The organism is Streptomyces sp. NPDC012794, assembly GCF_042901085.1.
GTDB lineage: Bacteria > Actinomycetota > Actinomycetes > Streptomycetales > Streptomycetaceae > Streptomyces.
This window is the reverse complement of the sequence record NZ_JBIBCI010000004.1, coordinates 241,282-254,621: the sequence shown is the minus strand read 5'-3', so window position 1 is coordinate 254,621 and position 13,340 is coordinate 241,282. Positions and strand designations below refer to the sequence as shown.

13 protein-coding genes and 1 riboswitch are annotated in these 13,340 nt (G+C 70.8%); of the genes, 10 read left to right on the top strand and 3 right to left on the bottom strand.

The window, feature by feature from the left end; translation table 11 throughout:
• Positions 1 to 2: 2 nt before the first annotated feature.
• On the bottom strand, positions 3 to 404 hold the full coding sequence (locus tag ACFY7H_RS09795; protein WP_388935620.1) for a hypothetical protein: 402 nt from the start codon (positions 402 to 404) through the stop codon (positions 3 to 5).
• Positions 405 to 590: 186 nt separating this feature from the next.
• Here ACFY7H_RS09795 and ACFY7H_RS09790 point away from each other — a divergent pair, with 186 nt between their 5' ends.
• The 6 genes from ACFY7H_RS09790 (at position 591) to ACFY7H_RS09765 (ending at position 7,893) form a co-directional block, all read left to right on the top strand.
• Entirely contained in the window at positions 591 to 1,211 is a 621-nt protein-coding gene (locus tag ACFY7H_RS09790) for a heme-copper oxidase subunit III (protein ID WP_007263684.1), read from the top strand.
• A 74-nt stretch (positions 1,212 to 1,285) separates the two neighbouring features.
• On the top strand, positions 1,286 to 2,095 hold the full coding sequence (locus ACFY7H_RS09785; RefSeq protein ID WP_388935616.1) for a c-type cytochrome: 810 nt from the start codon (positions 1,286 to 1,288) through the stop codon (positions 2,093 to 2,095).
• Entirely contained in the window at positions 2,092 to 3,150 is a 1,059-nt protein-coding gene (locus tag ACFY7H_RS09780) for a Rieske 2Fe-2S domain-containing protein (protein ID WP_388935614.1), read from the top strand. The genes ACFY7H_RS09785 and ACFY7H_RS09780 overlap by 4 nt, the downstream gene beginning before the upstream one ends.
• Entirely contained in the window at positions 3,147 to 4,772 is a 1,626-nt protein-coding gene (locus tag ACFY7H_RS09775; protein ID WP_388935611.1) for a cytochrome bc complex cytochrome b subunit, read from the top strand. The genes ACFY7H_RS09780 and ACFY7H_RS09775 overlap by 4 nt, the downstream gene beginning before the upstream one ends.
• A 178-nt stretch (positions 4,773 to 4,950) precedes the next feature.
• Positions 4,951 to 6,015, top strand: a complete 1,065-nt coding sequence (gene trpD, locus ACFY7H_RS09770) for an anthranilate phosphoribosyltransferase (RefSeq protein WP_388935609.1) — start codon at positions 4,951 to 4,953, stop codon at positions 6,013 to 6,015.
• Positions 6,016 to 6,157: 142 nt separating this feature from the next.
• Positions 6,158 to 6,274, top strand: a riboswitch (SAM riboswitch).
• A 218-nt stretch (positions 6,275 to 6,492) separates the two neighbouring features.
• Positions 6,493 to 7,893, top strand: coding sequence for an aminotransferase class V-fold PLP-dependent enzyme (locus ACFY7H_RS09765; RefSeq protein WP_388935606.1), 1,401 nt, complete (start codon positions 6,493 to 6,495; stop codon positions 7,891 to 7,893).
• Between the two features lie 79 nt (positions 7,894 to 7,972).
• Here ACFY7H_RS09765 and ACFY7H_RS09760 read toward each other — a convergent pair whose 3' ends face one another.
• Together ACFY7H_RS09760 and ACFY7H_RS09755 are read right to left on the bottom strand one after the other, a co-directional pair.
• Positions 7,973 to 8,254 carry an Lrp/AsnC ligand binding domain-containing protein gene (locus tag ACFY7H_RS09760; RefSeq protein WP_344153804.1) on the bottom strand — a complete coding sequence of 94 codons (282 nt, stop codon included), beginning with the start codon at positions 8,252 to 8,254 and terminating at the stop codon, positions 7,973 to 7,975.
• A complete protein-coding gene (locus ACFY7H_RS09755; RefSeq protein WP_388935601.1) occupies positions 8,251 to 8,985 on the bottom strand; it encodes a rhomboid family intramembrane serine protease in 735 nt (244 codons plus the stop codon). The genes ACFY7H_RS09760 and ACFY7H_RS09755 overlap by 4 nt, the downstream gene beginning before the upstream one ends.
• 113 nt (positions 8,986 to 9,098) lie before the next feature.
• Here ACFY7H_RS09755 and ACFY7H_RS09750 point away from each other — a divergent pair, with 113 nt between their 5' ends.
• The 4 genes from ACFY7H_RS09750 (at position 9,099) to ACFY7H_RS09735 (ending at position 13,321) form a co-directional block, all read left to right on the top strand.
• Entirely contained in the window at positions 9,099 to 9,338 is a 240-nt protein-coding gene (locus tag ACFY7H_RS09750; RefSeq protein ID WP_007263676.1) for a hypothetical protein, read from the top strand.
• Positions 9,339 to 9,377: 39 nt separating this feature from the next.
• Positions 9,378 to 10,742, top strand: coding sequence for an NYN domain-containing protein (locus ACFY7H_RS09745; RefSeq protein ID WP_388936215.1), 1,365 nt, complete (start codon positions 9,378 to 9,380; stop codon positions 10,740 to 10,742).
• Positions 10,743 to 11,000: 258 nt separating this feature from the next.
• Positions 11,001 to 12,032 carry an NlpC/P60 family protein gene (locus ACFY7H_RS09740; protein WP_388936213.1) on the top strand — a complete coding sequence of 344 codons (1,032 nt, stop codon included), beginning with the start codon at positions 11,001 to 11,003 and terminating at the stop codon, positions 12,030 to 12,032.
• A gap of 236 nt (positions 12,033 to 12,268) precedes the next feature.
• On the top strand, positions 12,269 to 13,321 hold the full coding sequence (locus ACFY7H_RS09735) for an NlpC/P60 family protein (RefSeq protein ID WP_388935597.1): 1,053 nt from the start codon (positions 12,269 to 12,271) through the stop codon (positions 13,319 to 13,321).
• Positions 13,322 to 13,340: the final 19 nt, after the last annotated feature.

Sequence of the window (13,340 nt, the reverse complement as noted above, 5' to 3'; positions counted from 1 at the left end):
CCTCAGGCGTCCAGTGACAACCGGGGCCGCAGCAGACCCGCGAGAGTGTCGGGGAAGTCGACCGGGTCCACCGGAAGGGTGACCGCCGCGTCCGCCCGGCTCCAGGTGGCCAGCCAGGCGTCCTGGGGGCGTCCCATCAGCAGCAGTACCGGGGGACACCGGAAGATCTCGTCCTTGATCTGCCGGCACACACCCATGCCCCCGGCCGGAACCGCCTCGCCGTCCAGTACGCACAGATCGATGCCGCCGGCATCCAGCTCCTTGAGGACCGCTGGAAGCGTGGCGCACTCCAGGAACTCCACCGGCGGCAGGTCCGGGGCGGGCCTGCGCCCGGCGGCCAGCCGCACCTGCTCCCGGGTACCCGCGTCGTCGCTGTAGACCAGAACCCGCGCAGTCGCCCGCATTTCGTCCTCCACGTGGCCGTGAATCACGCTGATGATGCGCGGGATGCTACTCCGTCCGACCGGTTGTCAACATCGGTTCCGCGAGCCTCGCGACCGGTCTTCTGATGGGCCGTTCGGGCCTTGCACACCCCCCTGACACTCCGAACGGCACCCCCCGGGGTGAGGGCGGGATAAGCGACCGACATAATGTCGGTCGTGGCGACAGCAACGACAGTAGATACCGGGCACGCGCACCCGACGGTCAACCGGCCGAACCTCGTCAGCGTCGGAACCATCATCTGGTTGAGTTCCGAGCTGATGTTCTTCGCGGCCCTCTTCGCGATGTACTTCACCCTGCGATCCGTGACGGGTGCCGAGTACTGGACAGAGCAGGCCGAGGCCTTGAATCTGCCCTTCTCGGCAACGAACACCACGATCCTGGTGCTCTCCTCGCTCACCTGCCAGCTCGGCGTATTCGCCGCCGAGCGCGGTGACGTGAAGAAGCTCCGGACGTGGTTCATCATCACGTTCGTCATGGGTGCGATCTTCATTGGCGGCCAGGTGTTCGAGTACACCGAGCTGGTCAAGCACGAGGGCATGTCCCTCTCGTCCGGTCCGTACGGCACGGTCTTCTACCTGACCACCGGCTTCCACGGTCTGCACGTGACGGGCGGTCTCATCGCCTTCCTGCTGGTCCTCGGCCGGACGTACGCGGCCAAGAGGTTCACCCACGAACAGGCCACGTCGGCCATCGTCGTGTCCTACTACTGGCACTTCGTCGATGTCGTCTGGATCGGCCTCTTCGCGACGATCTACCTGATCAAGTAGCGAACACGTCGCCGGCTCGCCCGGCACTCCATCCAGAAACACCGACGCAGAAGATCCTGACACCGGGGTAATCCGTGAAAAAGCTCTCCGCACGACGACGCCATCCGCTGGCGGCGGTCGTCGTTCTACTCTTCGCGCTGGCGGTCACTGGGGGGCTGTACGCCGCCTTCGCGCCCGCGGGCAAGGCGCAGGCCGATGAAACCGCCCAGTCCCTCGCCATCGAGGAGGGCAAGAAGCTCTACGCCGTGGGTTGCGCAAGCTGCCACGGAACCGGCGGTCAGGGTTCCTCTGACGGCCCGAGCCTGGTCGGCGTCGGCTCCGCGGCCGTCGACTTCCAGGTGAGCACGGGCCGCATGCCCGCCCAGCAGCCCGGCGCCCAGGTGCCGAAGAAGCCGAACATCTACACCCAGGCCCAGATCGACCAGCTCGCGGCGTATGTCGCGTCCCTCGGCGCCGGTCCGATCACGCCGACCGAGAAGCAGTACGACCCGGCCGGGGCCGACATCGCCGCTGGTGGTGAGCTGTTCCGCAACAACTGCGCGCAGTGCCACAACTTCACCGGCGAGGGCGGCGCACTGACGAACGGCAAGTACGCCCCCAACCTTGAGGACGTCTCGCCGAAGCACATCTACGAGGCCATGCTGACCGGCCCGCAGAACATGCCCTCCTTCCCCGACAGCACCATGCCGGAGAAGCAGAAGAAGGACATCATCGCGTACCTCGAGAACGTCAACGGCGAGAAGTCCACCAGCCCCGGTGGCCTCAAGCTCGGCGGCCTCGGTCCCGTCTCCGAGGGTCTGTTCGGCTGGATCTTCGGCCTGGGTGCGCTGATCGCTGTTGCCGTCTGGGTCGCGGCCCACACCGCTAAGGCCAAGAAGTCATGAGTAGCCAAGACATTCCCGAAGACAAGCACCTGCCGAGTGAGCAGGGCGACGCGCACCACGGTGCCGTAGCGGTCGCGGACGACCCGTTCGCGGACCCGGGCCTCCCGGTCCACAAGCCGCGCATCCAGGACATCGACGAGCGGGCCGCCAAGCGGTCCGAGCGTACGGTCGCGATGCTGTTCACCCTGTCGATGCTGGCCACGATCGGCTTCATCGCCGCGTTCGTGTCCATCCCGGTGGAGAAGATCGTTTACATCTTCCCCGTCGGGAAGGTCAGCGCGCTGAACTTCGCGCTCGGCCTGACGCTGGGCGCGGCCCTGTTCTGCATCGGCGCCGGCGCGGTCCACTGGGCCCGCACGCTGATGTCCGACGTCGAGGTCGCCGACGAGCGCCACGAGGTCGCCGCCTCCCCGGAGGTCAAGGCGAAGGTCATGCAGGACTTCGCCGCCGGTGCGAACGAGTCCGGCATCGCCCGCCGCCCGCTGATCCGCAACACGATGCTCGGCGCGCTGGCCCTGCTGCCGCTCTCCGCCGTCGTGATCCTGCGCGACCTGGGCCCCCTGCCCGAGGACAAGCTGCGCAAGACCCTGTGGTCCAAGGGCAAGCTGCTCATCAACCAGAACACGATGGAGCCGCTGCGTCCCGAGGACGTCCTGGTCGGTTCGCTGACCTTCGCCATGCCGGAAGGCCTGGAGGAGGACCAGCACGACTTCCAGGTCCAGATCGCCAAGGCCGCCCTGATGATCGTCCGCATCAAGCCGGAGGACATCAAGGACAAGCAGGAGCTGGAGTGGTCCCACGACGGAATCGTGGCCTTCTCCAAGATCTGCACCCACGTCGGCTGCCCGATCAGCCTGTACGAGCAGCAGACGCACCACGTGCTGTGCCCGTGCCACCAGTCCACCTTCGACCTCTCCGACGGCGCCCGTGTCATCTTCGGCCCGGCCGGTCACGCCCTCCCGCAGCTGCGGATCGGTGTGAATAGCGAAGGCTTCCTCGAGGCGCACGGCGACTTCGAAGAGCCCGTCGGTCCTGCATTCTGGGAGCGCGGATGAGTACCTCTGCCAACAACGAACGCACCGCGTCGCGCGGCGAGCGCGTAGCCGACTGGGCGGACGGCCGCCTGGGCATCTACGGCCTCGCCAAGGCGAACATGCGCAAGATCTTCCCGGACCACTGGTCCTTCATGCTGGGTGAGATCTGCCTCTACAGCTTCATCATCATCATCCTCACGGGTGTGTACCTGACGCTGTTCTTCCATCCGAGCATGAACGAGGTCGTCTACCACGGCTCGTACGTGCCGATGCAGGGCGTCCTGATGTCCGAGGCCTTCGCCTCGACCCTGGACATCAGCTTCGACGTCCGCGGTGGTCTGCTGATCCGCCAGATCCACCACTGGGCGGCGCTGATCTTCGTCGCGGCCATGGTCGTGCACATGATGCGCGTCTTCTTCACCGGCGCGTTCCGCAAGCCGCGTGAGGTCAACTGGATCTTCGGCTTCCTGCTGCTGGTCCTCGGCATGTTCACCGGCTTCACCGGTTACTCGCTGCCGGACGACCTGCTCTCGGGTACCGGTGTCCGCTTCATGCAGGGCGCCATCCTGTCCGTCCCGGTCGTCGGCACCTACCTGTCGATGTTCCTCTTCGGCGGGGAGTTCCCGGGCGGCGACTTCGTCGCGCGCTTCTACTCGGTGCACATCCTGCTGCTGCCCGGCATCATGATGGGCCTGCTGGTCGCGCACCTGATCCTGGTGTTCTTCCACAAGCACACCCAGTTCGCCGGCCCCGGCAAGACGAACAACAACGTCGTCGGCATGCCGCTGCTGCCGGTCTACATGGCCAAGGCCGGAGGCTTCTTCTTCCTGGTCTTCGGTGTCATCGCGGCCATCGCGGCGATCGCCTCGATCAACCCGATCTGGGCGCTCGGCCCGTACCGCCCGGACCACGTGTCCACCGGTGCGCAGCCCGACTGGTACATGGGCATGCCGGAAGGCCTCATCCGTGCCATGCCGGGCTGGGAGATCAACCTGTGGGGCCACACGCTCGTCCTGGGCGTGTTCATCCCGCTGATCCTCTTCCCGCTGGTCCTCGGCGCCATCGCCGTCTGGCCGTTCATCGAGTCCTGGGTCACCGGCGACAAGCGCGAGCACCACATCCTGGACCGCCCGCGCAACGTCCCGACCCGTACGGCCTTCGGTGTCGCCTGGATCGCGGAGTACATCGTGCTCCTCATCGGCGGCGGCAACGACATGTTCGCCCAGTACTTCCACCTGTCGATCAACTCGATCACGTGGTTCGTCCGGATCGGCTTCTTCGTCGTCCCGGTCCTGGCGTTCATCGTCACCAAGCGGATCTGCCTCGGCCTCCAGCGCCGGGACCACGACAAGGTGCTGCACGGTCGCGAGACCGGCATCATCAAGCGTCTGCCGCACGGTGAGTTCGTCGAGGTCCACGAGCCGCTGTCCCAGGACAAGCTGCACACGCTCACCGCGCACGAGCAGTACGCGCCGATCGAGATCGGCCCGACGGTCGACGAGAACGGCGTCGAGCGCAAGGTGACGCGCGGCGAGAAGCTGCGGGCGAAGCTCAGCAAGGGCTTCTACGCGGAGAACAACCAGATTCCGAAGCCCACGGTGGAGGAGTACAAGGAGATCCAGGCCGGACACGGCCACCACTGATCTCCGGCACGACCCGCTCGGGGGATCGGTTCCGGCCGATCCCGGTGTTGCCACAGCGAGAGCCCCGTCCAGCGATTGGACGGGGCTCTTCGCTGTCATCCGGGCTGGATAGGCTGAGATCCTTCCCATTCGGCGTGGGCGCCGACACCGGGCGGCCCACGAGCAGCAGGAGCGGACCATGAACGTTGTGACCCCGGCAGGCGGCGACAGCGTGGCGGCCCGCGGCTGGCCGGGTGTCCTCGACGCCCTGCTCGGCGGCCGTGACCTCGGCGCGGACGACACCGCCTGGGCGATGGACCGGATCATGCGGGGCGAGGCCACCGACGCGCAGATCGCCGGTTTCGCGGTCGCGCTGCGGGCCAAGGGGGAGACCGTCGAGGAGATCGGGGGCATGGTGCGGGCCATGTACGCCCACGCCAACCTGATCGAGGTGCCGGGCCGGACGGTGGACATCGTCGGCACCGGCGGCGACGGGGCCAAGACGGTGAACATCTCGACGATGTCCTCCATCGTGGTGGCCGGTACCGGCGCGAAGGTGGTCAAGCACGGCAACCGGGCCGCGTCCTCGGCGAGCGGCTCCTCGGACGTGCTGGAGAAGCTCGGCGTCAACCTCAACCTGACCCCCGCACGGGTGGCGGAGGTCGCGGAGCAGGCCGGCATCACCTTCTGCTTCGCGGTGACGTTCCACCCGGCGCTGCGCTACGCGGCGGCCGCCCGCCGCGACCTCGGCATCCGCACCACCTTCAACTTCCTCGGCCCGCTCACCAACCCGGCCAAGGTCCGCGCGCAGGCCACCGGCGTCGCCGACGCGCGGGTGGCTCCCATCGTGGCCGGGGTGCTCGCCGAGCGCGGCTCGTCCGCCCTGGTGTTCCGCGGCGACGACGGCCTCGACGAGCTGACCACCACCGCCACCTCCCGCGTGTGGTGGGTCCGTGAGGGAACGGTGACCGAGCTGCCCTTCGACCCGCGCGACGTCGGCATCCCGCTGGTGGACGTGGTGCGGCTGCGGGGCGAGGACGCCTCGTACAACGCGGACGTCGCCCGCCGCCTGCTGGCGGGGGAGACGGGCCCGGTCCGCGACGCCGTCCTGCTGAACGCGGCGGCGGCCCTGGTCGCCCTCGACCCCGGCACGGGCTCCCTGGAGGAGCAGATCGCGGGCGGTATCGCCCGTGCGGCGCAGGCCATCGACTCGGGCGCGGCGCGTGCGGCGCTGGAGCGGTGGGTGGCGGCCAGCAACGCGTAGCGCGGCCGTTGGCGCCGCCCGCGGCCGTTTCCGCCGCCCACGGCGGGAGACGGCGCGGGAAGACGTACGGAGGGGTGACCCCGGTCCACGATGCGGACCGGGGTCTTGCGCGTGCGGGCCCGTGTGGCAGGATGCTCCCCAAGGTCACGAGTGACAGCGTTCAGGCCCCGGCTTGCTGTCCGGCAACCCTCCTTCCGTGGCGGGGTGCCCCGGGTGATGACCAGGCCGTAGGCAGCGAGGTCTACGGCAAGCGCGGATCCCTCGATACCAGGGGTCCTGGTCTCTCGAGGAGCGTTTTCCGTGAGCAAGCGAATGCGATAGGGCGACTCCGCCCCTTCTTCAACCCCCGGACCGGGTCCCTTCCGTGTACCCCCGTCAGGTCCGGGGCTCCCCGTACCCCTCAGGTCGGCCGCCGAGCCGTACCCGCGTACGGGCACACCCGAAGCCATTCAGCCCTGCCTGCCGGGAGATACCGCCATGTCCGCATCCGCATCCGCATCCCTGAGCGCCGCCACCGCCACCGCCACCGCCGCCGCCGACGGCCCCGCCTGTCGCGGGCCGCTGCCGGTGCTCGGCCGGGACGTCACCGTCCCCCTCGTCACCGGCGGCGAGGTCACCTACGCCGCCCTCGATTACGCGGCCAGCGCCCCGGCGCTGCAGCGGGTGTGGGACGACGTCGCCGCGTACGCCCCGTACTACGGCAGCGTGCACCGGGGCGCCGGCTACCTCTCCCAGCTGTCCACCGACCTCTTCGAGCAGAGCCGGGCCACGGTCGCCGAGTTCCTCGACTGCCGCCCCGGTGACCAGGTGGTCTTCACCCGGTCCACCACCGACTCCCTCAACCTGCTCGCCGCCGCGCTGCCCGCCGACTGCCGGGTCTTCGTCTTCGAGACCGAGCACCACGCCTCGCTGCTGCCCTGGGGCGACGCCCGGGTCACCTGCCTCGACGCCCCGCGCACGCCCGGCGAGGCCGTCGCCACCCTGGAGCGGGCCCTGGCCGGGCGCGACCCTTACGGCCCGGCCCTGGTCTGCGTCACCGGCGCGTCCAACGTGACCGGCGAGCTGTGGCCCGTACGGGAACTCGCCGCCGCCGCGCACGCCCACGGCGCGCGGATCGTGCTCGACGCCGCCCAGCTGGCCCCCCACCACCCCGTCTCCGTACGGGAGCTGGACGTGGACTGGGTCGCCTTCTCCGGGCACAAGCTGTACGCGCCCTTCGGCTCGGGCGTGCTCGCGGGCCGCGCCGACTGGCTCCAGCAGGCCGAGCCGTACCTCGCGGGCGGCGGCGCCTCCCGTACGGTGGCCCGCCGCGAGGACGGCGGCGTCGACGTCGAGTGGCACACCACCGCCGCGCGGCACGAGGCCGGCTCCCCGAACGTCATCGGCGTCTACGCCATCGCCTCCGCCTGCCGCGCGCTGCGGGAGGCCGGCTTCGAGAACCTGGTCGCCCGGGAGGACCACCTCATCGCCAAGGTCCGCGAGGGCCTCGCGGAGGTCCCGGCCGTGCGGGTGCTGTCCCTGTTCGGGGACGACGCCCCGCGGGTCGGCGTCATCTCGTTCGTGGTCGACGGCTGGAACAGCTCGCACTTCGCGGCCGCGCTGTCCGCCGAGTACGGGATCGGTGTGCGCGACGGCCTCTTCTGCGCCCACCCGCTGGTACGGACCCTGCTGGGCGGCGAGCCGCAGGCCCAGGGGGAGTGCGGGGCGCCGGAGGCGGCGCCGGGGGAGCGGTCGCTGAACGCCATCCGGGTCAGCTTCGGGGCCGGCACCCCGGACGAGCACGTGGAGCGTTTCGTGAAGGCCGTGCGGGAGCTCGTCGAGGAGGGCGCGAAGTGGCGGTACCGCACGGAGCAGGGCCGCTGCGTCCCGGCGGTGTAGTACCGCGAGCGGGCCGCCGCCCCGCGCGGCGGCCTCCCCGCACCGCACCGGACCGGACCGGACCGGACCGGAGCAGAGGCTAGGCGTCCAGGCCGATGGCGAAGGCGGCTTCGAGGTCGTGCTGGGAGTACGTGCGGAACGCCACGTGGGTGTCGGTGGCCTCGACGCCCGGGATCTTGCTGATGCGGCCCGGGATGACGTCCGCGAGGTTCTCGTGACGGGCCACGCGGACCAGGGCGATCAGGTCGTACGTGCCGGTGACGGAGTAGACCTCGCTGACGCTGTCCAGCTGCGCGATCGACTCGGCGATCTCGGGGATGCGGTCCACGCTGGTCTTGATGAGCACGATCGCGGTGATCACGGTTGGCTGTCTCCCTCGACGGCAGTCACTGGTCTCCTCACTCTAGTCGCACGGCGATACCGCCCCCACGCGTAGAGGAAGCCGACCGAGAAGCCCACGACGTGGGCCAGATAGGCCACTCCCGGGCCGCTCCCGGCGCGCTGCGCCGCCAGCCACTGGAGGCCGAACCAGAACAGCAGCACGATCCACGCCGGGAAGCGCAGCGGCAGGAAGAGCAGGAAGGGGAACAGGCTCGTCACCCGGGCCCGCGGGAAGAGGCGGAGGAAGGCCCCCAGCACCGCCGAGATCGCCCCGGACGCCCCCACCAGGGTCTGGTCCGAGGACGCGTTGGCCGCCGCGTAGGCCGCCAGCGCGAGGTATCCGGTACAGACGTAGAAGGCGAGGAACGGGATCCGGCCCATCCGTTCCTCCGTCATCACGCCGAAGACGTAGAGGAACAGCATGTTCCCGAGCAGGTGCAGCCAGCTGCCGTGGACGAAGAGCGCCGTCAGCGGGGTCAGCAGCGGGCGCGCCGCTCCCGAGAAGAGCTCGTCCGGGACTACGCCCCAGCGCCGGAAGTACGCCGTCCCCCTCTCCATCAGCAGCTCGCCCGTCCCGTAGGCCGGGTTCAGGCCAGAAGCCGGTCCGAGGAAGAACACCGTGCAGCAGGCCGCGATCAGCGCGTACGTGATCACGGGGCCCCGGGCGGCCTCGCACAGGGTCCGCCACTTTACGATCATGCGATAGAGCATGACGCAGCCGGACCCGCCTGAGGGTGGTGCCAGGCCGTAGGGTTACGTGCTGCGGTCCGGCGACCGCGGCGCGAGGCTTTAATTGAATGAGCTACGAAGGAGAGAGCGGCCTGATGACGGTTCCCCTGCCGACCGACACCACCCGGTGGCGCTGCACCTTGTGCGGCAACCTCACGCGGTTCGATGTCACCCGATCGTCGAAGGTCGTGGAGTACGTCCACCTCGATCTCGCCGGGGAGCCCAAGGTCGAGGAGCGCGAGGTGGTCAGTGAGACCATCGAGTCGGTCCGCTGCCGCTGGTGCAACGCGGTGGACCAGATCGAGCTCGTGGACAGGCCGGGCACCGACTCCTGACGGAGCCGGGCCCACAGTAGATCACGGTAGGGGTGACGGATTGTGGAGCCAGCAAGCGGCGCGAGGCCGGCCGACGCGGCCGGTGACGCCGCGGAGGTCCTCGACCGCCCGCTGCCGGAAGGCGTGCGGCGCCGGGTCGTCACGATCGTCTCGGACGCCTTCGGCGCCCTGACGGTCGCGGACCTTCCGGCGCAGCTGCGCCAGTACGCCCGGTTCACCCCGACCCGGCGTGCCAAGTTCGCGGGCAACGCCATGGCCGTCGCCGTGGAGACCGACGGGGTCTTCCGCAGCCGGATCGCGGAGAAGCTGCGCGAGGCGCAGCCGGAGCTGGCCGGAGCCCTGGAGTCCGGGGCCCCGCCCGCCGCCGCGGACCCGCTGGACGTGGCGGCCGCCGCGTACGTGCTGCGTCCGGCCGGCTGGGTCAAGCTGGTGGCCTCCGCGGGCGAGGAGGCGCAGCGCGCCGACGCCGAGCGGGTCGGCGACGAGACCCGGCGGGAGCTGGAGCGGCTGCGCGAGGAGCTGGCCCACCTGAAGGAGGCCCAGCGCTCCGGGGGCGAGCAGGTACGGGCCGAGCTGGAGGCCGCCCGCAAGGAAGCGGAATCGCTTCAGCGCAAGCTGCGCAGCGCCTTGAGCGACGTCAAACGGGGCGAGGCCGCGCTGCGCAAGCTGAACGGCGAGATCGACGCGATCCGGGGTGAGGCGGCCGCGCAGGTGGCCGCCGCCGAGAGCGAGTCCCGGCGCCTCAAGTCCCGTCTGGCGGAGGTGGAGTCCTCCCTGGAGACCTCGCGCCGCGCCACCCGTGAGGGGCGCAGCATCGAGGACATGCGGCTGCGGCTGCTCCTGGACACGGTCCTGGACGCGGCGGCGGGGCTGCGGCGGGAGCTGGCGCTGCCGCCCGTCTCCACGCGGCCGGCCGACACCGTCGACGCGGTGGAGCCGGGCCGGATGACCCCGAAGGACATCGCCGCGCGCGCCCTGTCGGAGACCGATCCGGCCCTGCTGGACCAGCTGTTGGCGCTTCCTCAGGCGCATCTGGTGGTCGACGGCTACAACGTGACGAAGACCGGCTATCCGACGATGCCGCTGGAGAAGCAGCGGCTGCGGCTGCTGGGCGGGCTGTCCATGCTGGCCGCCCAGACGGGCGCCGAGATGACGTGCGTCTTCGACGGCGCGGAGCTGGCGGCGCCGGTGCTGCTCGCACCCCCGCGCGGGGTGCGCGTGCTGTTCTCCAAGGCCGGTGTCACCGCTGACGAGTTGATCCGCCAGCTGGTGCGGGCCGAGCCGCCCGGCCGTCCGGTGGTGGTGGTCTCCACCGACCGCGAGGTCGCCGACGGGGTGGCCAAGGCGGGCGCCCGGCCGGTGACGTCCGCATTGCTGCTCAAGCGGCTTTCGCGCGTTTCGTGACGCCTGGGGCCCATGCCGGGTCCGGCGACAGAAGCGGAAGACGGACCGTCAGCCCCTCGGTACGCAGTGTGGGCCCCGGGTAAAGGAAGCGGAACGGGCGCGGGTTTTTTCCGCTGGGGGTTTGAAGTGATCAAGGCCCGTCACTAGGGTCTGCTCAAACCTTCGTGCGGTAGGTCACTCGTCCGAGTGCGGGCGGAGGTGCTGCCGAGCGTGCCCGCGCCCGTCTTCGGCGGCCCGAGGAAGAAGGAGCTCGCCCCCGTGGCGTCCCACCGTCGACCCAAGCAGCCCACCCGCACGCGCGTGACCGTGCTCACCGCCACCGCCGCCGCGGCGGTCGCCCTCTCCTCGCAGTCCGCCGTGGCCGCCCCCGACAAGCCCGGCAAGGACGAGGTCGCGTCGAAGGCCGACGCGCTCTACGAGGAGGCCGAGCAGGCCACCGAGAAGTTCAACGGGGCCCGCGAGCACCAGGAGAAGCTGGAGAAGGAGATCGCGCAGCTCCAGGACGCCGTCGCCCGCGACCAGGGCGAACTCAACGACCTGCGCAACACGCTCGGTTCGCTGGCCGCGGCACAGTACCGCGGCGGGGTGGTCGACCCGTCCGTCGCGCTCCTGCTCTCCGGCGATCCGGAGACCTACCTCGACAAGGCCGCCACGCTCCAGCAGTTGAGCGGGAAGCAGCTCGGAGCGATAGCCAGGATCCAGGCCAAGCAGCGCGCCCTCGCGCAGCAGCGCCAGGAGGCCACCGGCAAGCTCGCCGACCTCGACGCCACCCGCAAGGAGCTCGCCGAGAAGAAGAAGACCGCCCAGGACAAACTCGCCGAGGCCCAGGCCCTCCTCAACACGCTGACCGCGCAGGAGCGCGCCCGGCTCAAGGACGAGGAGGCGCGGCAGAGCAAGGCCGGGCGGGCCGCCGCAGAGAAGGCCGCCCCCGCCACGAGCGCCTCGGGCCGCGCCGGAGCCGCCCTGGCCGCCGCGAAGACCAAGGTGGGCAGCGCGTACATCATGGGCGCCACCGGCCCCAGCGCCTACGACTGCTCGGGGTTGACGCAGTGGGCCTACGCCCAGGCCGGCGTCGGCATCAGCCGCACCACCTACACCCAGGCCAATGACGGAACGCGCATCGGCCGCGGTCAGCTCCAGCCCGGTGACCTCGTCTTCTTCTACGACGACCTGCACCACGTCGGCCTGTACGCCGGCAACAACATGACCCTGCACGCCTCCAACCCGCGCGGCGGGGTCAAGTACGAGTCCATGGACAACATGCCGTTCCAGTTCGGCGTCCGGGTCTGATCCCGCCCGGCGGACCGCCCCGCGCACCGCCCATCCGGGCGAATTGCGCTGACCCCATCCCGCCCCGCGCCCCGCCCATGACCTGCGTCTGAGGCGGCACCCCGCCCCGCGGCCGCCGCCGCGGCCGTTGGCCCGTGCGTGGCCGCGCGGCTACTGTCTGCCAGCGCGGAACCCGGCACACGTCCGTCCACGGGGGGCGGACCCGGGCCCCGCGCAGCGGAAGGGAGCGGTTCCACGTGGCGTCCCATCGCCGGCCCGGGCTCAGCGGCCTCGACCGGAACACCAAGGTCACCGCCTTCACCGCCGCCGCGGCCAGCGCCGCCGTGGCCATGACGGGCGCACCCGCGCTCGCCTCCCCGGGGCTCCCGCACGAACCCTCCGGCGGCACCCGTGCCCAGGTCGACCGGCTCTTCGAAGAGGCCGAACAGGCCACCGAGCGGTACAACGAGGCCGGCGAGAAGGCCGACGCCCTGCGCGCCGAGATCAGCCGGGCCCAGGACGCCGTCGCCCGAGGCCAGGACCGCATCAACACCATGCGCGGGGTCCTCGGCGCCTTCGCCGGCGCCCAGTACCGCTCCGGCGGGCTCGACCCGACCGTCGAACTGATGCTGTCCGACGACCCCGGCGCCTACCTCGACAAAGCCGCCGTCCTCGACCGGCTCAGCGGCCGCCGGGCCGAGCAGCTCGGCGAACTCCGCGAGGAGCAGCGGCGGATCGCGCAGCAGCGCCAGGAAGCCGCCCGCAAACTCGCCGAACTGGAGTCCCTGCGCACCGAAGTGGCCACCCAGAAGCGCGCGGTCACGGCCAAGCTCGCCGCCGCGCGCCGGCTGCTGAACGCCATGCCCTCCGAGGAGCGGGCCGACTTCGAGCGGGCCTCCCGCTCCGGGGGCCGCGACGGCGTCGACGGCCCGCCGGGACCGCCCTTCGGCGGCGGCCGGGTCTCGGGCCGCGCCATGACCGCCGTGATGGCCGCCCGGGCGGCCGTCGGCCGGCCGTACGTGTGGGGCTCCACCGGCCCCTCCGGCTTCGACTGCTCCGGTCTGATGGTGTGGTCGTACCGCCAGGCCGGGGTCTCCCTGCCGCGCACCTCGCAGGCGCAGCGGTACGCGGGCCGGCAGGTACCGCTCTCGCAGGCACAGCCCGGGGACCTGGTGACGTACCGCTCCGACGCCAGCCACGTCGGCATGTACGTCGGCAACGGCCAGGTGGTGCACGCCCCCTACCCGGGCGCGCGGGTGCGCTACGACCCCGTCGGGATGATGCCGGTGTCCTCGGTGACCCGGCCCTGAGCCGGGCCGTGCGTACGAT

Coding starts and splice junctions, on each gene's coding strand:
- ACFY7H_RS09775 (WP_388935611.1), top strand. CDS start 3,147: ATGAGTACCTCTGCCAACAACGAACGCACCGCGTCGCGCGGCGAGCGC.
- trpD (WP_388935609.1), top strand. CDS start 4,951: ATGAACGTTGTGACCCCGGCAGGCGGCGACAGCGTGGCGGCCCGCGGC.
- ACFY7H_RS09750 (WP_007263676.1), top strand. CDS start 9,099: ATGACGGTTCCCCTGCCGACCGACACCACCCGGTGGCGCTGCACCTTG.
- ACFY7H_RS09780 (WP_388935614.1), top strand. CDS start 2,092: ATGAGTAGCCAAGACATTCCCGAAGACAAGCACCTGCCGAGTGAGCAG.
- ACFY7H_RS09765 (WP_388935606.1), top strand. CDS start 6,493: ATGTCCGCATCCGCATCCGCATCCCTGAGCGCCGCCACCGCCACCGCC.
- ACFY7H_RS09795 (WP_388935620.1), bottom strand. CDS start 404: ATGCGGGCGACTGCGCGGGTTCTGGTCTACAGCGACGACGCGGGTACC.
- ACFY7H_RS09755 (WP_388935601.1), bottom strand. CDS start 8,985: ATGCTCTATCGCATGATCGTAAAGTGGCGGACCCTGTGCGAGGCCGCC.
- ACFY7H_RS09790 (WP_007263684.1), top strand. CDS start 591: ATGTCGGTCGTGGCGACAGCAACGACAGTAGATACCGGGCACGCGCAC.